The 19,352-nt window shown below is 74.5% G+C and carries 18 protein-coding genes and 1 riboswitch; of the genes, 7 read left to right on the top strand and 11 right to left on the bottom strand.

Annotated features, from left to right (window positions below):
* Positions 1 to 10: 10 nt before the first annotated feature.
* Both AB0O91_RS02970 and AB0O91_RS02965 read right to left on the bottom strand, forming a co-directional pair.
* Complete coding sequence (locus tag AB0O91_RS02970; RefSeq protein ID WP_363427336.1) at positions 11 to 337, bottom strand: hypothetical protein; 327 nt, start codon at positions 335 to 337, stop codon at positions 11 to 13.
* A gap of 291 nt (positions 338 to 628) precedes the next feature.
* Positions 629 to 811, top strand: a riboswitch (M-box (ykoK) riboswitch).
* A 312-nt stretch (positions 812 to 1,123) separates the two neighbouring features.
* Complete coding sequence (locus AB0O91_RS02965; protein WP_363427335.1) at positions 1,124 to 2,548, bottom strand: lanthionine synthetase C family protein; 1,425 nt, start codon at positions 2,546 to 2,548, stop codon at positions 1,124 to 1,126.
* A 215-nt stretch (positions 2,549 to 2,763) separates the two neighbouring features.
* Between AB0O91_RS02965 and AB0O91_RS02960 the strand changes: the two genes are divergently transcribed.
* The 5 genes from AB0O91_RS02960 to AB0O91_RS02940 all read left to right on the top strand — a co-directional run bounded on the left by AB0O91_RS02960 (position 2,764) and on the right by AB0O91_RS02940 (position 9,024).
* Positions 2,764 to 2,916 (top strand): hypothetical protein, encoded by a 153-nt coding sequence (locus tag AB0O91_RS02960; RefSeq protein ID WP_363427334.1) that lies wholly within the window; start codon positions 2,764 to 2,766, stop codon positions 2,914 to 2,916.
* 82 nt (positions 2,917 to 2,998) lie between these two features.
* Positions 2,999 to 6,181 (top strand): lantibiotic dehydratase, encoded by a 3,183-nt coding sequence (locus AB0O91_RS02955; RefSeq protein ID WP_363427333.1) that lies wholly within the window; start codon positions 2,999 to 3,001, stop codon positions 6,179 to 6,181.
* A 139-nt stretch (positions 6,182 to 6,320) separates the two neighbouring features.
* Positions 6,321 to 6,650: a type VII secretion target gene (locus AB0O91_RS02950; protein WP_363427332.1), complete on the top strand. Its 330-nt coding sequence runs from the start codon at positions 6,321 to 6,323 to the stop codon at positions 6,648 to 6,650.
* Positions 6,651 to 6,652: 2 nt separating this feature from the next.
* Positions 6,653 to 7,915 carry an amidase domain-containing protein gene (locus AB0O91_RS02945; protein ID WP_363427331.1) on the top strand — a complete coding sequence of 421 codons (1,263 nt, stop codon included), beginning with the start codon at positions 6,653 to 6,655 and terminating at the stop codon, positions 7,913 to 7,915.
* A gap of 602 nt (positions 7,916 to 8,517) precedes the next feature.
* Positions 8,518 to 9,024 carry an NUDIX domain-containing protein gene (locus AB0O91_RS02940; protein WP_363427330.1) on the top strand — a complete coding sequence of 169 codons (507 nt, stop codon included), beginning with the start codon at positions 8,518 to 8,520 and terminating at the stop codon, positions 9,022 to 9,024.
* Positions 9,025 to 9,064: 40 nt separating this feature from the next.
* On the opposite strand, the gene AB0O91_RS02935 is transcribed toward AB0O91_RS02940, so the two are convergent.
* Both AB0O91_RS02935 and rpe read right to left on the bottom strand, forming a co-directional pair.
* Positions 9,065 to 10,024 carry a pirin family protein gene (locus AB0O91_RS02935; RefSeq protein ID WP_363427329.1) on the bottom strand — a complete coding sequence of 320 codons (960 nt, stop codon included), beginning with the start codon at positions 10,022 to 10,024 and terminating at the stop codon, positions 9,065 to 9,067.
* A gap of 145 nt (positions 10,025 to 10,169) precedes the next feature.
* On the bottom strand, positions 10,170 to 10,853 hold the full coding sequence (rpe, locus tag AB0O91_RS02930) for a ribulose-phosphate 3-epimerase (RefSeq protein WP_363427328.1): 684 nt from the start codon (positions 10,851 to 10,853) through the stop codon (positions 10,170 to 10,172).
* A 249-nt stretch (positions 10,854 to 11,102) separates the two neighbouring features.
* Here rpe and AB0O91_RS02925 point away from each other — a divergent pair, with 249 nt between their 5' ends.
* Positions 11,103 to 12,017 (top strand): hypothetical protein, encoded by a 915-nt coding sequence (locus AB0O91_RS02925; RefSeq protein ID WP_363427327.1) that lies wholly within the window; start codon positions 11,103 to 11,105, stop codon positions 12,015 to 12,017.
* A 316-nt stretch (positions 12,018 to 12,333) separates the two neighbouring features.
* Positions 12,334 to 13,185 (top strand): hypothetical protein, encoded by an 852-nt coding sequence (locus tag AB0O91_RS02920; protein WP_363427326.1) that lies wholly within the window; start codon positions 12,334 to 12,336, stop codon positions 13,183 to 13,185.
* On the opposite strand, the gene AB0O91_RS02915 is transcribed toward AB0O91_RS02920, so the two are convergent.
* The 7 genes from AB0O91_RS02915 to AB0O91_RS02885 all read right to left on the bottom strand — a co-directional run bounded on the left by AB0O91_RS02915 (position 13,155) and on the right by AB0O91_RS02885 (position 19,293).
* Positions 13,155 to 13,841, bottom strand: coding sequence for a C39 family peptidase (locus AB0O91_RS02915; protein WP_363427325.1), 687 nt, complete (start codon positions 13,839 to 13,841; stop codon positions 13,155 to 13,157). The genes AB0O91_RS02920 and AB0O91_RS02915 overlap by 31 nt on opposite strands.
* A gap of 36 nt (positions 13,842 to 13,877) precedes the next feature.
* On the bottom strand, positions 13,878 to 14,477 hold the full coding sequence (locus AB0O91_RS02910) for a DUF4188 domain-containing protein (RefSeq protein ID WP_363427404.1): 600 nt from the start codon (positions 14,475 to 14,477) through the stop codon (positions 13,878 to 13,880).
* 94 nt (positions 14,478 to 14,571) lie between these two features.
* Positions 14,572 to 15,186, bottom strand: a complete 615-nt coding sequence (locus tag AB0O91_RS02905) for a TetR/AcrR family transcriptional regulator (protein ID WP_363427324.1) — start codon at positions 15,184 to 15,186, stop codon at positions 14,572 to 14,574.
* 37 nt (positions 15,187 to 15,223) lie between these two features.
* Positions 15,224 to 16,252, bottom strand: coding sequence for a S66 peptidase family protein (locus tag AB0O91_RS02900; RefSeq protein ID WP_363427323.1), 1,029 nt, complete (start codon positions 16,250 to 16,252; stop codon positions 15,224 to 15,226).
* A 144-nt stretch (positions 16,253 to 16,396) separates the two neighbouring features.
* On the bottom strand, positions 16,397 to 17,383 hold the full coding sequence (locus AB0O91_RS02895; protein WP_363427322.1) for an aldo/keto reductase: 987 nt from the start codon (positions 17,381 to 17,383) through the stop codon (positions 16,397 to 16,399).
* 60 nt (positions 17,384 to 17,443) lie between these two features.
* Positions 17,444 to 18,316 (bottom strand): ABC transporter permease, encoded by an 873-nt coding sequence (locus AB0O91_RS02890; protein ID WP_363427321.1) that lies wholly within the window; start codon positions 18,314 to 18,316, stop codon positions 17,444 to 17,446.
* The gene (locus AB0O91_RS02885) at positions 18,316 to 19,293 is read right to left on the bottom strand and encodes an ATP-binding cassette domain-containing protein (RefSeq protein WP_363427320.1); all 978 of its coding nucleotides are present in this window, start codon (positions 19,291 to 19,293) and stop codon (positions 18,316 to 18,318) included. The genes AB0O91_RS02890 and AB0O91_RS02885 overlap by 1 nt, the downstream gene beginning before the upstream one ends.
* Positions 19,294 to 19,352: the final 59 nt, after the last annotated feature.

Below are 19,352 nucleotides of genomic sequence, written 5' to 3'. Positions count from 1 at the left end.
TCCCGCGGCGCTAACCCCGGGTCACCGGGATCCGGTGCTCGGCCATCGCCGCGACCAGCCGCCCCGGCTCGTCCGGGGTGATGACCGGCTTCACCCGCCTCCCGAGGTCGACGACGAAGGCGACGCTCTTGTCCACCCGGCCCAGGTCGAGGTTGAAGTAGTGCACGAAGTCCCCGGAGCCCCACAGCCGCCAGCGCCCGCGCAGCCGGGTCAACGGCACCTGCCGCAGCCCGCGGATCCGCTCGTACGGGATGCGCTTGGCGGAGGCCAACGGGAAGTAGTACCGGCGAATCACGAGCTCCCGGGCGGTGCACGCCACCAGACCGTCGTTGTACATGCGGGCCAGGCTAACCCCGGCCCCCGCCGTACGCCCCGCCATCGGAGGCCGGTCCGGACAGGTCCGCCCGGACGCCGCATTGGGGGGACTACCTGGTGATACGCATTCCGCCGCCAGGAATCTGACGATCATGTGAACACCTTTCGAACGGCATCTCACGCACCACCAAGGGCCACAAGGCCCGTGCCCGGCAAGGCGATCCGCGGCGCCACGGGTCGGCCGCGGCCGCCGTCCGATCCGGAGGAATGTGCGAATTGACAGGCCGTGGGACCACCCCGTCTACTGTCCGTCGCGACTCCTCGTTCGGTGAGGCGTCTGCACGGATACAGGCCACTGATCCCACGACGTCGAGAGACGCCCAGGGTCAGGACAGGTCTCCTCGGCTCAAGGGGTGACCCGAAGTGGCTTCCCGGCCGTCCCCGACGGAGGGGGATACGCCGTGCAGTGCCGAAGCTCTTACGTGAGAGGGGTCGTCGTCATCGTCATGCGACAGCCCTGCCCGGCCCCCGCGCCGGTGCCCGCGCCGTCCACGTCCGTGCGCGACCGAAGGGGGTGGGGCGCGATGAAACCCGGTCATAGTACGCGCTTCCGTCGCACCTCCTCCGCCACCGGGCACCGCTGACCCTCCGGCGTTCGCCGACGTGCACCGACTCCCCCGCGCAGGGCGCCCGTTCGCCGCCCCCGGGGCGCGGTCCGGCACGTCCCGACGCCGTGGGCCGGGGCGCCCGCCGCACACCCCGCGAGACACCCATGCTCCCGTCCCGTCACCCCTCGCCGCGTTCGGCTCTAGGCCAGCAACAGTGCCGCGTCCCAGGGCAGTTCGCCGTCACCGTGGCCCTCGCCGTCGTCCGTGCTGCCGCACTGCGCCAGCAGGGCCAGCGCGACACCGGCCGCACCCTCCAGGAAGCCCGCCCGGTCCGGACCCCGCTCCCGGGCCGGATCCTGTTCCCGGGCTCGCGTACCTCCCCCGCGCCCGCCGACCGGCGGGGTGGGGAAGCCGAAGGCCACCGCCCCGTCGTAGGACGCCAGCACCTCCCCGACCAGCCCGGGCAGCCGCGCCGCCAACCGCGCGTCACCGCTGTCCCGGGCCACCCGGCCCGCCACCTGGAGCAGGCCGGCCGTGCCGTGGCAGAGCATGGCGTCGTCCAGTCCCCACCGCTCGCGCGGGCGGTCGAGCGCGGCGTGCAGCGCCCGGACGGCCTCCGCCTCCCACTCCGGTACACCGAACGCCCGGCCCGCCAACTGGAGCGCCCGGGCGATCCCCGGCGATCCGTAGCACCAGGCGATCCTGGCCGGGGCACCCCCGGAGACGGCCGCCTCTCCGTCTGCGCCGATCACCGGCTCGGGGCCGACCGCCCTCCCACGGCCGACCGCCGCCTCGGGGCCGACCACCGCCGGCCAGTCGGACTGCGGCACGCCGGCCGCGTCCCGGAGCCGCTGCCCGAGCAGCCACCCGGCGATCCGGTGCGCGGCCCCGGCCGCCCCCGGGACGTCCACCCCCGCCAGCCGGGCGAGCGACAGCAGCGCCAGCGGCCCCGGGATGCCGTGCGCGAGGCCCAGGTTGAGGTGCCCGCCGGGGTACCGCGCGGCGACCGCGGGCGACGGCGGGCCGGGCACCCACCAGCCGGGCAGCTCCGAACCGTCGATCCGCAACGGCCGGCTCAGCGCCACCAGGTGCTCCAGCAGCGCGACCAGCAGGGGGCGTTGCCCCTCTCCGCAGGCCAGCAGGTAGCGGCCGAGCCCGGTCAGACCACCGACCACGTCGTACCCGGCCATCGCGGGGCCGGTCCGCGCCGCGTCCAGCCGCTCCCGCTCCAGCCGCAGCAGGGCACCCGTCCGGGCGGCCACCCGACGGTCCAGCGCCGCGAGCAGCCCGGCGTAGTCACCGGGACCGGCCACGGCGCGGCGCACCGCGAGGGCGAGCGCCGGGGCACCGGAGAACAGGCTGTCCGTCGGCCCGCCCGCGCCCAGGGCGGCGACGGCCGAAGACAGGTGCGCGTGCGTCACCGGACGCCAGGACCGGTCCCGCCGGGCCAGTTCGGCGTACAGCAGCGCGACCCCCGGATGCCCCTCGCCCAGCGAAGCCGCTGACCACGGGCTCGCGCCGGTACGGGCGTCCTCGTTCCCGGGACGCGCCGCGATCGCGCGCACCCGCTCGGGGTCGCGCAACCGCTCGGCGACCGCGGCCACCGCCGTTTCGGCATTCCGCATGGCGCACACCACTCCTCCGGCTCGTGCATTTCGGCAGGCCGGGGACACTCTGCCACAGAATTCGAAAGATTTCCCCGGTGAATCCGAGTTGACGTCGCTCCGGAAATCGATCTAACGTTTTGCCCAGGTCGAAAAGCCCGCCGAGCGGGTGATCCGGCCGAAATTCGCAATACCCTGAACCGAGTTTTCCATCCCCTATTCCCTGGGAGCAGACCATGCAGAACACCGCTTTCATCGAGGCCGCCGAGCTGCAGTTCGACGCCTTCGACCTGGACCTCCAGGAGACCGCCAACCAGGCCGGCGAGACCGCCCAGGTGCAGCACCCCTCGCTGGCCACCTGCTTCTGCACCTACTCGCACTGCCACTGATCCACGGCTCCACCAACGCTCCGGGCGGGTGCACCGCCCGCCCGGAGCGGCATTTTCCGCACGCCCGAAGAAAGGTTTTCCCATGCCTGCACGAGAGATTTTCCGGGAGCCTTTCCGAGGAAATAGAGCGCGGCTTTTCCGGTGTACGGACACCGCCCTGCTGCGGGCCCCCGCCCTCCCCCGGAACCGATTCGACACCACCCGCACAGAATTCCCCGAGAATGCCCCCGGGGAATCCGCGGAACTGGTCCGACTGCTCCACCGACTCGGCGCCGACCAGGAGCTGCGCGACGCCGTGGCACTGGCCAGCCCCTCGCTCGACCGGCTGCTGACCGAGGTCGGGGAAGGCCGTCCGGTCGAGCCGAAGCGGCTGTGCAAGGCCCTGCTCGCACTGAGCCGCTACCTGCTCCGGGCGACGTCCAGGCCCACGCCCTTCGGCCTGTTCTCCGGCGTCGCCGCGGTCCGGATCGCCGACCGCCCCACGACCGGGCCCGGCTCAGGCTCCGGCTCCGGCTCCCGTGCCGCCTCCGAGGCCGGTGCGGCCCCCGGCTCCCGTACCGACTCCGAGGTCCGCGCCCGGCTCGGCGGCGCCCACCGGGTGGCCGTCCGCCCCGACATGGGCTGGCTGACCGCCGTCCTCGCCGAGCTGGAGCTCCGGCCGGACACCCTCACCGAGCTCCGGATCACCGCCAACGACCTCGCCTTCGTCCGCGGCACCCGCCTCGTCCTGCCCTACGTGCCGGAGCGCCACGGCACCGCCCAGCAGGCCGGCGGCACCCTCGTCGAGGTCTCCGTCCGCTGCACCCCCGCCGTCCGGGCCGTGCTGGAGCTGACCGAGCGGCCCGTCCGGTACGCCGAGCTGGCACAGCGCCTGGGCGAGCGCTTCCCCGGGGTGCCGGCGCAGCGCGCGGCCGACCTGCTCCGGCAGTTGGTGGAGCGCGAGTTCCTGCTCACCGACCTCCGCCCGCCCGCCACCGCGACCGACCCGCTGGCCCACGTCCTGGAACGACTGCCGGCCGGGCCCGCGCGCTCCGAACTCACCGCCCTCCGGCGGGAACTGGAGCGCTCCGGGACGGCCACCGACCGCTCCGCCGCCCTCGCCCGGATGCGCCGCCTGCACGACGCCGACCGCCCGCACCACGCCGACCGCCCGCACGACGCAGGTCGGCTGCTCCAACTGGACCTCGCCCTCGACGCCGAGGTGACCCTGCCCGCCGCCGTCGCCGCCGAGGCGGAACGCGCCGCCGAGGTGCTGTGGCGCACCTCGCGGGCCCGGGACGTCCCCCATCTCGCCCAGTACCACCGCGACTTCGTCGAGCTGTACGGCACCGACCGGCTCGTCCCGCTCACCGAACTGCTCGACCCGGACCGCGGCCTCGGCGCCCCCGCCGGCTACCTGCTGCCGCCCAGCGAACGCGAGCGGCCGGCCCCGGCCGGCCCCTCCCCGCAGGACGCGGTGCGGATCGAACTCGCCCAGGCCGCCCTGCTCGACGGCCACCCCGAGGTGGTGCTCGACGAGGCCCTGATCGCCCGCCTCACCCCCGACTCCACCCTGGCACCGCCGCGCTCGCTCGACCTCTACGCCCGTGTCCTGGCCGGGTCCACCGAGGAGTTGGCGGCCGGCCGGTTCCGGCTCTGGCTCAGCCCGGAGAGCGCCGCCGACCACGCCGGGGCGACGGTCGGCCGCTTCTCCCACCTCCTGCCCGAGGCCGCCGAGCGGATCGCCGCGGCCGGCCGGGAGGCCGAGGGCCGCGGTGCCGACACCGCCCAACTGGTCCTGCGCGCCGCGCACTCACGGTCCGCCAACCTCGACCGGGTCCGCCGCCTGCACGACCGGCGGATCACGGTCGGCGCCTTCACCGACCGCACCGACCCCGGCACCGTCCCGCTCGCCGACCTCGCCGTCGGGGCCGACCTCGACGCGCTGCACCTGACCCGGCTGAGCACCGGCCGCCGGATCGTCCCGCTCGCCTGGAACATGCTCAACCCGCAGGCCCAGGCCGGGAACACCGGCCGCCTCCTGCGCGAACTCCGGCTGTCCGGCGTCCGCCCCGGCTTCACCTGGGACTGGGGACCGATGGAGCAGGCGCCGTACACCCCGCGGGTCCGCTACGGCCGCACCGTGCTCGCCCCCGCCCGCTGGCGCCCCACCGCACCCTTCTTCACCGACGCCGCGCTGACCCCGGAGCAGTGGCGCCGCGACCTGGACGGCTGGCGGGAGCGCTGGGCCGTCCCCGACCGGGTCCTGCTGTGCGTCGCCGACCGCGCCCTCGAACTCGACCTCACCGCCGGGCTGCACGTCCGGCTGCTCCGCCAGGACCTCGCCCGCCACCCGGACGCCGTGCTGCGCGAGGCCCCGACCGGCGCGGAGGCGTACGGCTGGCTCACCGGGCCGCAGGGCGCCCACACGGCCGAGGTCGTCTTCCCCCTGCTCGCCGACCTCCCGGCCGACCGCACCCCGACCGCACCGCCCGCCCCCGAACCCGCACCCCGCCTCCAACCCCCGGGCGGCGCCTGGCTGTACGCGAAGCTCTACACGTCGAGCCGCCGCCAGAACGAGATCCTGGTCCACCGACTCCCGCAGCTCCTGGCCCAGTTGCCCGCCGCCGTCGACCACTGGCACTTCGTCCGCTACCGCGACCCGCAACCGCACCTCCGGCTCCGCTTCCACGGCGAACCCACCGCCCTCAACGGCGAGTTGCTGCCGACGCTGCACGACTGGTCCGCGGACCTGCACCGCGCCGGCCTGGCCGGCCGGCTGGTGCTCGACAGCTACGAACCCGAGTGGGAGCGCTACGGCGGCCGCGCCGCGACGAGCGCCGCCGAACAGGCCTTCCACGCCGACAGCACCGCCGTACTCGCCCAGCTCACCGCCCTGGAGTCCGGCCTGCTCACCCTGGAACCGGCCCTGCTCGGCGCCCTCAACCTGATCGACCTGCTGCGCCAACTGCACGGCGAGGACCACTTCGCGGACCGCCTGCTGACCACCTACCCCCGCGCCGCCGCCCCGCGCGGGGCCCGCACCGCCGCGATCCGCCTCACCGACCCGGCCGCCCTCCGCGCGACCCCCGGCGGCCCCGAACTGCTCACCGCCTGGCAGCACCGCGCCGAGACCCTCCGCCGCCACGCCCCCACCCTCGCCCCCGCCGCCCCCTCCCTCATCCACATGCACCACAACCGCCTCCTCGGCATCGACCCCACCACCGAGTCCCGCGCCCACGCCATCGCCCGCGCCACCACCGAAGCCCTCCACCACCGCCCCTGACCCACCGCCTGGGCCCGGCCCACGACCCGGCGGCCCCTGCTTCCTCGTCGGGCCGTCTCCCCTTCCCCCAACCGAGTTGGCACGTACGATGACCACATGTATGCCAGCCGTCACAGGCATACCGGGGGCAGGGGGACACATGAACGACATCCACGTCCGTACGGACGTACTACGGCAGTCCGCGAGCGATCTGAAGGATGCCGCTGCGGCCGTCGGGCCGGACGGGCACTGGCTCGACAACAGCTTCACCGCCGCGGCCACCATGACCGCCTGGGAGTCCGGGCCCGCGCTCAAGGACTGCGCCACGGCCTGGCAGACCCACATGAAGTCGGCCGTCGACCAACTCCACCGCTACGCAGAGCAGTTGCACGGTTCGGCGCACTCGTACGACCAGGCCGAACAGGAAGCCAACCGCCGGCTCGCCGCCGCACTCACCGATCTCCAAGGGGCGGGAGGACCGGGGCAGTGACCATGACCATCGCAGCGCTCAAGGCGGCCCGCAGCATAGACGTGGATGCGGCCGCAGGCTCCTGGTTGGCCCTGTCCAAGCAAGCCTGGCAGGCCGTCAACGACATCCATGCCAATGGTGTCGACCCGCTCAAGGAGAACTGGAAGGACCGCGTCGGCGAGGCCGCCGGCCGCAAGCTCGAGGAACACGCCCGGATCCTGGAGACCGGCGCGGACATCATGCGCGGCGTCGTCATGGTCCTCGACGCGCTCAGCACCGCCATCACCCGGGCGAAACTGACGATGAACTCGGCCCTCGACATGGCCAAGGAGCACGGACTGACCGTCGATGAGGTGTCCGGTACGGTCCGTGCCGCCTCGGGTGGCGCGGACGGCTCGACGGACACCGCCGTCCAGGAGATCGACGCGATGCTCCAGGAAGCCCTGCGCGAAGCCACCCAGGCCGACGGGCTGGCAGCGGCCGAGCTCCGGAAACTCGCCGCCGCCACCTGCGAGACCGATCCGCAGAAGGCCCTGGACATCCTCCAACGCGAGGCTTCCCAGGTCGAGTTGAACATGTACACCGGAAGCATCCCCAGCGGTGACGACCCCCGCCTGGTCGCCGATTGGTGGAAGGCGCTGACCGACAACCAGCACAAGCAACTGATGCTCTCGGACCCGGTCACGCTGGCCCACCTCCCCGGCATCCCGGAGGACGTCAAACTGGGCCTCCGCGGAGGCCCCGGCGCCAAGTACGACCGCGTCAAGACGGTGCAGTGGGCGCTGGAGCACTGGGACGACAAGAGCATCGACGTCTTCGGCGACAACTGCACCAACTTCGCCTCGGAAGCCCTGCGTCAGGGCGGCCTCCACGCCAAGTGGGACGGGCTCTGGGGCTGGCGGGGCGACGACACCTGGGGGCGCAGCCAGGACGCGGGCGGCGACTGGCTCTCCCAGCGCGTCGACTACTCGAAGAGCTGGGCCGGCGCGCAGAACATGCACGACTTCATGGTGCGCCACGGCGGCGAGGAGATAGCGGCGGATCAGGTGAAGCCCGGAGACCTCGTGTACTACGAGGAGGACTCCGACCACGACGACCAGGACAAGAAGGGCGTGGTCCACCACACCGCCGTGGTGACGGCGGTGACCCCGGACGGGGACATCCGCTACACGCAGCACAGCGGCGGCCAGAAGAATGCGAGCCTCGACGGGCGGATCGACAGCTTCCAGGAGCAGCGCGGCCACCAGAAGATGCACTTCGTCCGCGTCCACCCGGATTGGTACTAGGCCGGTGCCCGAAGAACAGCGCTCCCGCCCCCGCTTCCAAGGCTCCGGCCCGTTGCTGCTCGCCCTCGCGGGCTGGGCGTGCGCCCTGCCGACCCTCGCGGCAGACGACGACGTCCACGCGCTCGTCAGCCGGTGCCACGACAGTCCCGGCGCCCCGGGTTACGTACTTCCGCTGGCCTGGGCCGGCCTGACGTTGGGAGTCGGCGCCCTCTGCTGGGGCGGGCGGCAGGTCGTCGTCGCCTACCGTCGACGATCGGCTCGGGCCCGTCCGGTTCACCTCCTGCTCCTCGTCCTGCTGCCCGCGGTGGCCGTCGGCCTCCCTTTCCAGTACGCCCTGGCGCAGACAGCCGTCCACGACACGGGCCGGCAGCGGAGCAGTTGTTTCGGGCACGACCGCCTGACTCCCGCGCTCGATCCGGCAGGGTCCCTCCGGGCCGGCCCGAGGGTCTGACGCCGCCGCTCGGCGAGTGGAGGTCAAGGTGCCCGACCGCGGCCCGGTGGCCACGGTCACGGAGTCCTCCGTCGCGAAGTCTCCGGTCGCGGACGTCGGCGCGGCCGGCTGCCCCACGGCCCGGCGTCGTCGCCCTGGTTACGCTGCCGGTATGGCCGAACAGGGAAGTCATCGTCGCGAATCCGCTCGGGTGCTGTTGATCGACGAGCGGGACCGCCTGCTCCTGCTGAAGTTCCACGTCGACCCGGATGCGCCCGGGAGCGGTCACGGTTGGTGCACGCCCGGCGGCGGTGTCGAGGACGGGGAGGGCCTGGCAGCGGCGGCAGCCCGTGAGCTCCGGGAGGAGACGGGCCTCGCGGTGGCGCCGGAGGCCCTGGGAGCGCCGGTCGCGGAGACCTCCGGTCATGCGGATCTCGGGTGGGCCGCGGGCTTCTTCCGGGACGTCTTCTTCCACCTCCGCGTCACCGGCCACCAGGTCGACGTGAGCAGCCAGGAGGCGCACGAGAGCAGGTACCACGCCGGGTACCGCTGGTGGCCGGTCGCCGACCTGGCGGCCACCGACGAGACGGTCCATCCGTTCGGTCTGGCCGCGTTGACGGCCGACCTGGTGGCCGGGCGGACCCCCGCCGATCCGGTCCGACTGCCCTGGCACCACTGAGCCCGCCCCGAAGCCCGCACCCCCGGGCGTCGGGGCGGCCTCAGCGCTCCCGCCCGCGCGGCTTCAGCGGCAGGTCGGGCAGCTCCGGCGCGGCCAGGCGGGCGCCGGCGTAGCCGTGGACCTCGCCGAAGCGGTCGCCGGTCGTCCAGGCGGTGCGGGCCTCGGCGATCTCCTCGGTGGTGCGGCCGATGAAGTTCCACCACATGACGATCCGCTCCTCGAAGGGCGCTCCGCCGAGCAGCAGGACGGAGGCGTCGGAGTGGGCGCGGAGCGGGAGTTGGCGGCGGCCGCAGCCGAGGTAGAGCAGCGAGCCGGGTTCGACCGGGACGCCGTCGACGTCGATCCGGCCGGTCATGGCGAGGACGGCGTACTCGAACTCGGGGACCAGCGGGAGGGCGGGGGACGCGCCCTCGGTGAGGGCGAGGTCGGCGCCGACCAGGGGGGTGTGGGTGGTGCCGGGCGAGGTGGCGGTGTCCAGGGTGCCGAGGATGACGGTGGCGCGCAGGCCCGGGGCGGTGACCAGGGGCAGCTCGGGGTGGTATTCGAAGGCGGGCGCGGTGTGCCGGTGGGCGTCCGGGAGGGCGACCCAGAGCTGGGCGCCGTGCAGGTAGCGGGCGTGCGGGCGCGGGGACTCCTCGGAGTGGGAGATCGCCCGGCCGGAGGTCATCAGGCCCAGTTCGTACGGCCGGACGGTCTGCAGGCTGCCGAGGCTGTCGCGGTGCAGCACCTCGCCCCGGTGCAGCCAGCTGACCGTCTGCAGGCCCATGTGCGGGTGCGGCGGGACCTGCATGCCGGGCTCGTCGGCGATGTCGTCCGGCCCGTAGTGGTCCACGAAGCACCAGGCACCGACCATCCGGCGGCCCAGGCTGGGCAGCAGCCGGCGGACCACCGTGCTCTCGCCGAGACGGACTTGACGGCCCGTCAGCAGATCCCGGACCGGGCCGCCCGCGGCCTCCCCGCCGCAGCTGGTCGGGGCGGGCCTGAGGTCGAGGTTGCTCATCGCGGTTCCACCACCGTACGGAGAGGGGGCCGGGCCGGGCGAAGGGGGCCGGGTGAAGGGCGTTCGCACCGATCATCCGCCACGGTGCGGGGTTCCTCCACCCGTGCCCGGCCATCCGGCGGTGCCACGGGGAGCGGGCGGTGCCTCAGTGCTCGCAGGCCCACCAGGCGTCCGCCGAGGCCCTGGTGGCCAGGTCGCGCAGGTTGCGGACGGCCTGGGCCGGGTCCTCCGCCCCGTACACCGCCGAGCCGGCCACGAAGACGTCCGCGCCGGCCTCGGCGCAGCGCTCGATGGTCGCCGCGGAGACGCCGCCGTCGACCTGGAGCCACAGCTCCAGGTCGTGCTTGGCGATCAGCTCCCGGGTGCGGCGGATCTTCGGCAGCATGATGTCCAGGAAGGCCTGGCCGCCGAAGCCGGGCTCGACCGTCATGATCAGCAGCATGTCGAGCTCGGGCAGCAGGTCCTCGTACGGCTCGATCGGGGTGCCGGGCTTGAGCGCCATCGAGGCCCGGGCGCCCTTGGCGCGGATCTCGCGGGCGAGCCGGACGGGCGCGGCGGCGGCCTCGACGTGGAAGGTGATCGAGCCGGCCCCGGCCTCGACGTACTGGGGGGCCCAGCGGTCCGGGTCCTCGATCATCAGGTGGCAGTCGAGCGGGATGTCGGTGGCCCGGGCGAGGGACTCGACGACCGGGACGCCCAGGGTCAGGTTCGGCACGAAGTGGTTGTCCATGACGTCCACGTGCAGCCAGTCGGAGCCCCGGACGGCCTCGGCCTCGTCGGCGAGCCGGGCGAAGTCGGCGGAGAGGATGCTGGGGCTGATCTGGGGCATGGCCGACTACCTTCGTGCGGGGGCTTGCGCGGGCTGGGCGCCCGCGGGCGGACGCCTCGGCACCCGGGGCCGGGCGCCTCGCCCCATCATCCCGCGCCGGGCCCCCGGCGGCCGCACCCCGCGGGCGCCGGGTGACGGTGATCACACCCCGGGCGGGTTGCCGGAACCGCCCCGGCGGCGGTCAGCTCGTGGGCGGTTCGCGGCGACGAGAGCCCGGCCGAGCCCCGCCAGGAAGAGGAAGGTGCCCCGATGTCCGACCCCGCCGTTCCCGCCCCCGTCCACCCCGCCCGCGCCCTGTGGTGGCTCTTCGAGCCGGTGTACGCCGTCACCTTCCTCCAGCCCGAGAGCCGGGCAGCCTTCGAGGCGATCGGGCTGGACGGCGGCTGGCGCGGCTACTTCGCGGCCCGCTCGGCCCCGCTGGGCGCGGCGGACGCGCCGACGGTGACGGCCGCGTTCTTCAGCTTCGCGCCCGCGCTGGTCGGGGAGGCCCTTCCGGAGGTGTGGACGCACGCGAGCCCCGAGCAGGCGCTGGCCGCCCGGGCCGCGGGTTCGGCGGCGGTGCTGGCCCGGCTGCTGGCGGCGGTGCCGCCGGCCCGGGTCGAGGAGGCGGCGACCGCGCTGGAGCGGGCCGCGGCCCGGGCGGACTGCGCCGGCCGGGTGCTGGCCGCCGCCAACGCCGCACTGCCGCGCCCCGCGGACGCGTACGGACGGCTGTGGCACGCCGCGACCGTGCTGCGCGAGCACCGCGGGGACGGCCATGTGGCCGCGCTGGTCGCGGCCGGCCTGGACGGCTGCGAGGCGTCGGTGCTGCACTGCGCGACGGGCGCCGTGCGCCGGGTGCTCCAGCCGATGCGCGGCTGGACGGACGCCGAGTGGGAGGCCGCCGGGGACCGGCTGGTCGACCGCGGCTGGCTCACGGCGGCCGGGGCGAAGAAGGCGGCCGGGGCGAACGGGACGACCAGGACGGCCCGGGCGACCACCGAGCTGGGCCGACTGCGCCACCGGGAGCTGGAGGCGGCCACCGACCGGGCCGCCGGCCGGGTGTGGGAGGGGCTCCCGGCCGGCGAACTCGACCGGCTGACGGACGCGTTGACGCCACTGGCGGCGGTCTGCCGGGCGCAGATGCCGGTCGACCCGCTCGCGATGCCACCGGTGCGCGGCTGACCGGCGCCGCCGCGCCGCCGGGGCACTGACCGGCCGTCACGCCCAACCGCTCACGCCCAACCGCTCACCACTCACGCCCCCACCGCTCACCACGCCCGACCGCTCACGCCCGCCCCGCGCCCGCGGACCGGCCCGAGTGACCGTCATCACACCCCCTCCGGGGTTACCGGGACCACCCCCGTGGTCATCAGCAGTTGAACGACCCGCGCACCCGCCCGGGCGGCCCACACCCCGCCGCCCGCGCGACCGCCGGGCCCGTGCCGTCCAGCCGAGCTCCCCGCCCCCGCCCGGAGCCCCGTCCGAGGAAGGTCTCCCGATGGCCGATCTCGTCCATCCCGCCCGCGCGCTCTGGTGGCTCTTCGAGCCGGTGCACGCCGTCACCTACTTCCAGCCCGAGGCCCGCAACGCCTTCGAGGAGGCCGGGCTGCGCGGCTTCTGGCGCGGGTACTTCGCGGGCCGCTCGGCGCCGCTGGGCGCGGTGGACGCCGCGCCGGTGACCGCCGCCTTCTTCAACTTCGCCCCGGCGATGGTCGAGCGCGCCCTGCCGGCGCTGTGGTCGCTGGCTAGTCCGGAGGAGGCGCTGGTCGCCCGGACCAAGGGTTCGGGCGCGGCGCTGGCCCGGCTGCTGGAGCACGTGGACCGCGCGCAGGTCGAGCGGGCGGTGGAGACGCTGGAGCAGGCCGCGGCCCGGCTGGACTGCGTCGGCCGGGTACTGGCCGCCGCCAACGCGGCGCTCCCGGCGCCGACCGGGGTGTACGAACGGCTGTGGCAGGCCGCCACGGTGATGCGCGAGCACCGCGGCGACGGCCACGTGGCCGCGCTGGTGAGCGCCGGACTGGACGGCTGCGAGGCGCTGGTGGTCCGCTGTGCGATGGACATGCGGCGCGACCAGCTCCAGCCGGTGCGCGGCTGGAGCGACACCGAGTGGGACGCGGCCGCGGCGCGCCTGGTCGAGCGCGGCTGGCTGACCGCCGCCGGCACGGTGACCGAGCTGGGCCGGATCCGCCACCAGGCCCTGGAGGCGGCCACCGACCTGGCCGCGGCCCGGGTCTGGGAGGACTACCAGCGGTCCGAACTCGACGCCCTGGCCGCGGCGTTGAAGCCGATCTCGGCGCTCTGTCGCAGCAGCATGCCGCCCTACCCGGTGGGGCTGCCGGACAACACCTGACCGACGCCCGCGCCGGGCGGGCCGAGCACGATCCCCCGCCCGGCGTAGAACGGCCCGAACGAGCGCCACGGCACCCGGGCGAAGGCCTGGGACTCCCCCGGGAAGCCGGAGGGGTTGTGGATCAGCAGCGCCGTGTCGGTGGCGCCCACCGCCAGCACCAGGTGGCCGCCGCGCCGGACCGGCTCCGGCCCGTCCGGCTCCCGGATCGACGGGTGCACCGACAGCATCACCAGCCGCCCGCCGGCCACCTCGGCCGCCACCTCGGCGGGCGTCAGCTCCGCCGCCCGGGCGGCCAGTCCCCAGCGCCGCCGGGCGTAGTCGGCGAACGGCGCGTGGACCAGCCCGCGCAGGCTCTCGCCGTCCCGGACGTACGCCCCGGCCTTCAGGCACTCGGCCGCCAGCGCCATCGCCGCCGGGGTCACCCCCCACCAGTGCTCCAGGGCCATCCGCAGGCAGGCCACCCCGCACAGCCGCCAGGACCACCACGCGTACTCCTCCGGGGTGGCCGCGCCCGACTGGCCCCAGCGCGGGTCGCGCGCCGCGTCCAGCCGCCCGTCGACGATGTCCCGCACCAGCTCGGCGGACTCCCACTGCGCCCGGTACGGCACCTCGTGCACCACCCGCGCCGGTCGCACGGCGCCGTCCTGATCGACCATCCCCGAACGCTCCCACACCGGGGCGGCCGCAGGGACTCACGACACTCCTGGCGCCTCCGCCCGGGCGTCCGCACCGGTCACGGCACCGCTCGCCCCACTCTCCGCGCTCCCCCCGCCGTCCCCACTGCTCCCGCCGTTCCCGCCCGACCGGAAGGCCAGCCGCTGGGCGGCGTGCCGGCCGCGCTCCTCCACCGGCAGCTGCCCGGTGGCACCGGCCAGGCCGAAGGCCGGCATGTCGAAGTAGATCGACTCGTAGCCGCCCTCGGGCACGATGTACGTCTCGTGCCAGAGCCCGACGTGTCGGCGCGACCTGCCCTCCCGCACCATCCGGTTGGCGATGCCCCACACCGTGTGGTGGAAGCCGTCCGGCGCGGTCGCGTAGCGGTACAGGTGCTCCTTGGACTCCCAGTACTGGACGACGTAGTAGGTGCGCGGCGAGGCGGTGAGCAGGATCCGGCCGCGCAGGCCGCGCTGCGGGCTGCGGGCCAGCTCGTAGAGCATCCGGAACATCGCGAACATCACCGGGCCCCAGTGGTGCACCGCCCAGAAGCGGTTGATCCGCATGCCGATCAGCAGCACCACGGTGTCGCCGGTGGCCGCGGCGGTGGTGTAGCCCGGCTGTGGCTTGGCGAACAAGGACATCTGCGCCTCCCCGAACTGGCTCTCATGTAATCGGTGATTACATCAGCGCGCAGCAGACCGGTCAAGGCTCGCTGCAGCCACAATTCCGTTACTGCTCAGGGGCGTTGACGGACCCGGCGATCCCCTGCCGGAAGGTGTCCAGCACCCGCACGGCCAGCTCCTCCGCCCGCTCGGCCGGCAGGTAGCCGTCCACGATCATCTGTGCCAGCCCGTAGACCAGCGCCTGCCCGGACAGCAGCACCAGCTCCGGATCCCCCGGGCCCACCCGGCCGGCCTCCTGGTCCGCCACGACGAGCTCGGTGAACGCCCGGTCCAGTCCCTCCAGTTGCTCCCGCAGCCCAGGATCCCTGGAACCCGCGAACACCCGCGAGCGGACCAGCTCGAACCGGCGCGGATGGCGCAGCGCGTACCGGACGAACCCCAGCCCGAGCGCCCGCATCGCCGACCCGCCGACCGCCTCGGCGGCGGCCACCTCGGCCTCCTGCCAGCGGGCGAAGTCCGCCAGCACCCGGTCCGCCACCGCGGTCAACAGCGCCTGCCGGTCGGCGAAGTGCCGGAACGGCGCCCCCGCCGACACCCCCGCCCGGCGCGCCACCTCCCGCACGCTCACCTTCTCCTGGCCCTGCTCGTCCACGACCTCGAACGCCGCCGTGACCAGCGCCTCCGGCAACGCCCCGTGGTGGTAGGCCTCCCGCTCCCTCATGGGTGCCTTGCTACCACAACCGGCCGGCCGACTCCGCTCAGTCCAGGGTCTGGGTCAGCTCGCTGCGGCCCGGCGCGTGCACGACGCGGGCGCGCGCGCCGTTGACGAGCGGAAGGAAGGGCGGCACGTGCCCGCACTCCACGTCCGCGAGGATCGGCACCCCCAGGGACCCGAGGGCGTCGAGGACCGCCTCGTGCTGACTGAGCGTCGGGGTGTCCGGCGCCGCGGTCCGGCCGATCAGGACCGCGTTCGCGCGGTCGAAGAAGCCGGCGAGGCGCATGCCGTGGAGGTTGCGGCAGATGGCCGGGGCGTCGGCCTCGCAGGCCTCCAGGTACACCAGCAGCCCGTCCGGGGCGGCTTCGGCCGCGAAGGCCGAGGTGTCCAGGTACCGGGTGCCGGCCAGACCGCAGAGCGTCTCGATGCAGCCGCCGATCAGCCGGCCCCCGGCGTCGACCGGGCCGCTCCCGTCCAGTCTGGTCCAGCCCCCGACGGCGTCCAGGGTGAGATCGCGGACCTCCGGGCGGGTGGCGTAGTCGTCGTAGCCGGTCGAGCGGTGACGGCCGGGCGGGGTCTGGGTGAACCGGTGGCCGGCCGGCGCGGCGACGACGTCCAGCCAGGAGAGCAGGCCCTCGGGCGTCCGGTACGGGGTGTCCATCAGGTTGTTGCCGTGGACGGTCGCCGTGCCGGTGAGCAGGGTCAGCGGGGCCAGCACGGTCGACACGTCGGAGTAGCCGACCAGCCAGGTCGGCTCGGCGGCCCGCAGCCGCTCCCAGTCCAGCAGCGGGATCAGGTCGATCGCCGTCTCCCCGCCCCACGGCGGCACCACGGCCCGGATGGTGGGATCGGTCAGCATCGCGGTCAGTTCGGCCGCCCGCTCGGCGGCCGGGGCGCTGACGTGCCGGGAGCCGTCCATGCACCGCCCGAGGACGACCTCGTAGCCGCGGGCCTCGACGGCCCGGACGGCGACCCGCAGGCGCTCGTGCAGTTCCGCGGCGACACCGGCGGACGGGGAGGTGACGCCCACGCGGTCACCGGGCTGCAGGGGGCGGGGGTACCTGATCGTCATGGATCGGAGCCTGACACGGCGTCGTGCCCGGGCGACACCGCTTTTCCGCCCCGGCCCAGGCCCAGGACCGCCCCGGGCCCCGGCCCCGGCCGTGGCAGGCACGGCCGGGGCCGGGGAAGGCGGCGGGGAAGCCTGCGGCGGGGCCTACCAGGCGTAGTCCTCCGGGGCGGGCCGGTGGCCGGGGAAGAGTTCGTCGAGGCGGTCCAGGGTCTTCCGGTCGAGCTTCAGGTCGAGCGCCCCGAGGGCGGCGTCGAGGTGGGCCGGGGTGCGGGGGCCGATGATCGGGGCGGTGACGGCCGGGCGGGAGAGCAGCCAGGCGAGGGCGAGGTCGGCCGGGTCGGTGCCGAGTTCGGCGGCGAAGTCCTCGTACGCCTGGAGCTGGTCGCGGTGCCGCTCCAGCAGTTCGGCCGCGTAGCCCGTCGCGCTGCGGCCGCGGGTGCCCTCGCGCTCCTTGCGCAGGATGCCGCCGAGCATGCCGCTGCGCAGCGGGGACCACGGGATCAGTCCGAGGCCGTAGTGCTGGAGGGCGGGGATGACCTCCAGTTCGACGGTGCGGTCGAGCAGGTTGTAGAGGGACTGCTCGCTGACCAGGCCGAGGAAGTGCCGGGAGCGGGCGGCCTCCTGGGCCTGGGCGATGTGCCAGCCGGCGAAGTTGCTGGAGCCGACGTAGATGACCTTGCCCTGGGCGACCAGGAGCTCCATCGCCTGCCAGATCTCCTCCCAGGGCGTGTCCCGGTCGATGTGGTGCATCTGGTACAGGTCGATGTGGTCGGTCTGCAGCCGCCGCAGGCTGGCCTCGACGGCCTTGCGGATGGCGAGCGCGGAGAGCCGGCCCTCGTTGGGCCAGTCGCCCATCTCCGCGTACGCCTTGGTGGCGAGCACGGTGCGCTCGCGGCGGCCGCCGCCCTGGGCGAACCAGCGGCCGATGATCTCCTCGGTGCGGCCCTTGAGGTTGCCCTCGGGGTCCCGGCCGTAGGCGTTGGCGGTGTCGAAGAAGTTGATGCCGCGCTCGTGGGCGGTGTCCATCAGGCGGTGGGCCTCGGCTTCCTCCGTGTGGGGGCCGAAGTTCATGGTGCCGAGGCAGAGGCGGGAGACGGTCAGGCCGGTGCGGCCGAGGTGGGTGTACTCCATGGCGCCCCACCTAAAGCCACACCGGCCACGGTGTCCAGCACATTCACCGACCTGGGCGAATCAGCGCCCGTGAGTGGCGAACTTCCGTACGGCCAGCGGCCCACAGACCGCGAGCAGCGCGGCGCACCACAGCAGGGTGGAGAGCAGGGCGTGCTGCATGGGCCAGGCGTCGCCGGGGGCGGACGGGTTGCCGAAGAGTTCCCGGCAGGCCTGGACGACGGAGCTGATCGGGTCCCAGTCGGCGATCACCCGCAGCCAGTCGGGCATCCCCGTGGTGGGCACGTAGGCGTTGGTCAGCATCGCCACCGGGAAGACCACGACGGAGAGTTGGCCGGCGGCCTCCTCCTTGCCGACGGCCAGCCCGAGCAGGGTACCGACCCAGGTCATCACGAAGCGGAAGAGCAGCAGCAGCGCGAACGCCCCCAGCGCGTCGGCGACGCCGTGCCGGGCGCGCCAGCCGGTGGCCAGTCCGACCAGGGTGAGCAGCGCCAGGACGACCACGGTGACCAGCAGGTCGGCGAGGGTCTGCCCGAGCAGCAGGCCGGTGCGGGAGACCGGCATCGAGCGCAGCCGGTCGGTGACCCCGCGGCCGACGTCGCGGGCGGCGCCGACCATGGTGGGCATGATGCCGTTGGTGGCGACCATGGCGAACAGGCCGGGCATCAGGAACTCCCGGTAGTCCCCGCCGCCGGGCACCTGCATGGCGCTGCCGAAGACGTACCCGAAGACCACCACCATGACCACCGGCACGCCCAGCGAGGCGGCCAGCAGGCCGGGCGAGTGCCGGTAGTTGAGCAGGATGCGGAGCATCGAGGTGCCGGTGTCGGCGACCAGCCGGGCCCCGGTCGAGGGGCGCGCCGCGGCACGGGAGGCGGTGGCCGGGAAGGCGGAAGAGCAGGAGGAGGCGGAGGAGGGGGAGGAGGCGGTGGACATCAGGCGGCCTTTCCGAGGTCGGCGGTCTCCCGCGGCTGTCCGGTGAGGGCGAGGAACACGTCGTCGAGCGAGGGCGCGCGCACCGCGACGTCCTCGGCGACCACCCCGGCCGAGTCCAACTCCCGCACCAGCGAGGGCAGCAGGACGTTCGTCCCGGGCGCGGTCAGCACCGTGACCATCCGCCCGGCCACGTCCACCTGGGCGTCCCCTCCGGACAGCCCGAACAACACCACGGCGGCGAGGCCGAGTTGGCCCGGGTCGGCGAGGGTGACGGAGACCTGGCTGCCGATCGCCGCCTTGAGCCGGGCCGGTGGGCCGGTGGCGATCGCGGCGCCGTGGTCGACCACCACGATGTCGTCGGCCAACCGGTCGGCCTCCTCCAGGTACTGGGTGGTGAGCAGCACGGTGGTGCCGCCGTCGGCCAACTCCTTGACGGTGTCCCAGATCTCCTGACGGCTGCGCGGGTCGAGCCCGGTGGTGGGCTCGTCCAGGAAGAGCACCGGCGGGCTGGTGACCAGGCTGGCGATCAGGTCGAGGCGCCGGCGCATGCCGCCGGAGTAGGTGCGGACCAGCCGGTCGCCGGCCTCGGCGAGGCCGAAGCGGGTGAGCAGTTCGTCGGCGCGCGCCCGGGCCCGGCGGCCGCCGAGGCGGTGCAGCCGGCCGAACAGGTGGAGGTTGTCGCGACCGGTGATGCCCTCGTCCAGCGCGGCGTGCTGACCGGCCAGACCGATCGCCCGCCGGACCTCCTCGGCCTCGCGGACGGCGTCGTGCCCGGCGACCCGGACGGTGCCGCGGTCGGGGGCGACCAGCGTGGCGAGGACGCGGACGGCGGTGGTCTTGCCCGCGCCATTGGGGCCGAGGAGGCCGCAGACGGTGCCGGCCGGGACGGTCAGGTCGAGGCCGCGCAGGGCCTCGGTGGCCCCGAAGCGTTTCCGCACGCCGGTCATCTCGATGGCGGGTCGGGTGGGGTCGGACATGGCTCTGCCCTTCTCTAGGTACGGCGTACGTAGAAGTGCGCGCGGAGGCAACTGTACTA

Source organism: Kitasatospora sp. NPDC089797, assembly GCF_040684795.1.
Classification (GTDB): domain Bacteria; phylum Actinomycetota; class Actinomycetes; order Streptomycetales; family Streptomycetaceae; genus Kitasatospora.
The sequence above is the reverse complement of the archived record's forward strand: the minus strand, read 5'-3'. Positions and strand labels throughout refer to the sequence as shown.

Excerpts from the sequence above, each read along its gene's own strand:
- AB0O91_RS02970 (WP_363427336.1), bottom strand. The coding sequence starts at position 337 with ATGTACAACGACGGTCTGGTGGCGTGCACCGCCCGGGAGCTCGTGATT.
- AB0O91_RS02965 (WP_363427335.1), bottom strand. The coding sequence starts at position 2,548 with ATGCGGAATGCCGAAACGGCGGTGGCCGCGGTCGCCGAGCGGTTGCGC.
- AB0O91_RS02960 (WP_363427334.1), top strand. The coding sequence starts at position 2,764 with ATGCAGAACACCGCTTTCATCGAGGCCGCCGAGCTGCAGTTCGACGCC.
- AB0O91_RS02955 (WP_363427333.1), top strand. The coding sequence starts at position 2,999 with ATGCCTGCACGAGAGATTTTCCGGGAGCCTTTCCGAGGAAATAGAGCG.
- AB0O91_RS02950 (WP_363427332.1), top strand. The coding sequence starts at position 6,321 with ATGAACGACATCCACGTCCGTACGGACGTACTACGGCAGTCCGCGAGC.
- AB0O91_RS02945 (WP_363427331.1), top strand. The coding sequence starts at position 6,653 with ATGACCATCGCAGCGCTCAAGGCGGCCCGCAGCATAGACGTGGATGCG.
- AB0O91_RS02940 (WP_363427330.1), top strand. The coding sequence starts at position 8,518 with ATGGCCGAACAGGGAAGTCATCGTCGCGAATCCGCTCGGGTGCTGTTG.
- AB0O91_RS02935 (WP_363427329.1), bottom strand. The coding sequence starts at position 10,024 with ATGAGCAACCTCGACCTCAGGCCCGCCCCGACCAGCTGCGGCGGGGAG.
- rpe (WP_363427328.1), bottom strand. The coding sequence starts at position 10,853 with ATGCCCCAGATCAGCCCCAGCATCCTCTCCGCCGACTTCGCCCGGCTC.
- AB0O91_RS02925 (WP_363427327.1), top strand. The coding sequence starts at position 11,103 with ATGTCCGACCCCGCCGTTCCCGCCCCCGTCCACCCCGCCCGCGCCCTG.
- AB0O91_RS02920 (WP_363427326.1), top strand. The coding sequence starts at position 12,334 with ATGGCCGATCTCGTCCATCCCGCCCGCGCGCTCTGGTGGCTCTTCGAG.
- AB0O91_RS02915 (WP_363427325.1), bottom strand. The coding sequence starts at position 13,841 with ATGGTCGATCAGGACGGCGCCGTGCGACCGGCGCGGGTGGTGCACGAG.
- AB0O91_RS02905 (WP_363427324.1), bottom strand. The coding sequence starts at position 15,186 with ATGAGGGAGCGGGAGGCCTACCACCACGGGGCGTTGCCGGAGGCGCTG.
- AB0O91_RS02900 (WP_363427323.1), bottom strand. The coding sequence starts at position 16,252 with ATGACGATCAGGTACCCCCGCCCCCTGCAGCCCGGTGACCGCGTGGGC.
- AB0O91_RS02895 (WP_363427322.1), bottom strand. The coding sequence starts at position 17,383 with ATGGAGTACACCCACCTCGGCCGCACCGGCCTGACCGTCTCCCGCCTC.
- AB0O91_RS02890 (WP_363427321.1), bottom strand. The coding sequence starts at position 18,316 with ATGTCCACCGCCTCCTCCCCCTCCTCCGCCTCCTCCTGCTCTTCCGCC.
- AB0O91_RS02885 (WP_363427320.1), bottom strand. The coding sequence starts at position 19,293 with ATGTCCGACCCCACCCGACCCGCCATCGAGATGACCGGCGTGCGGAAA.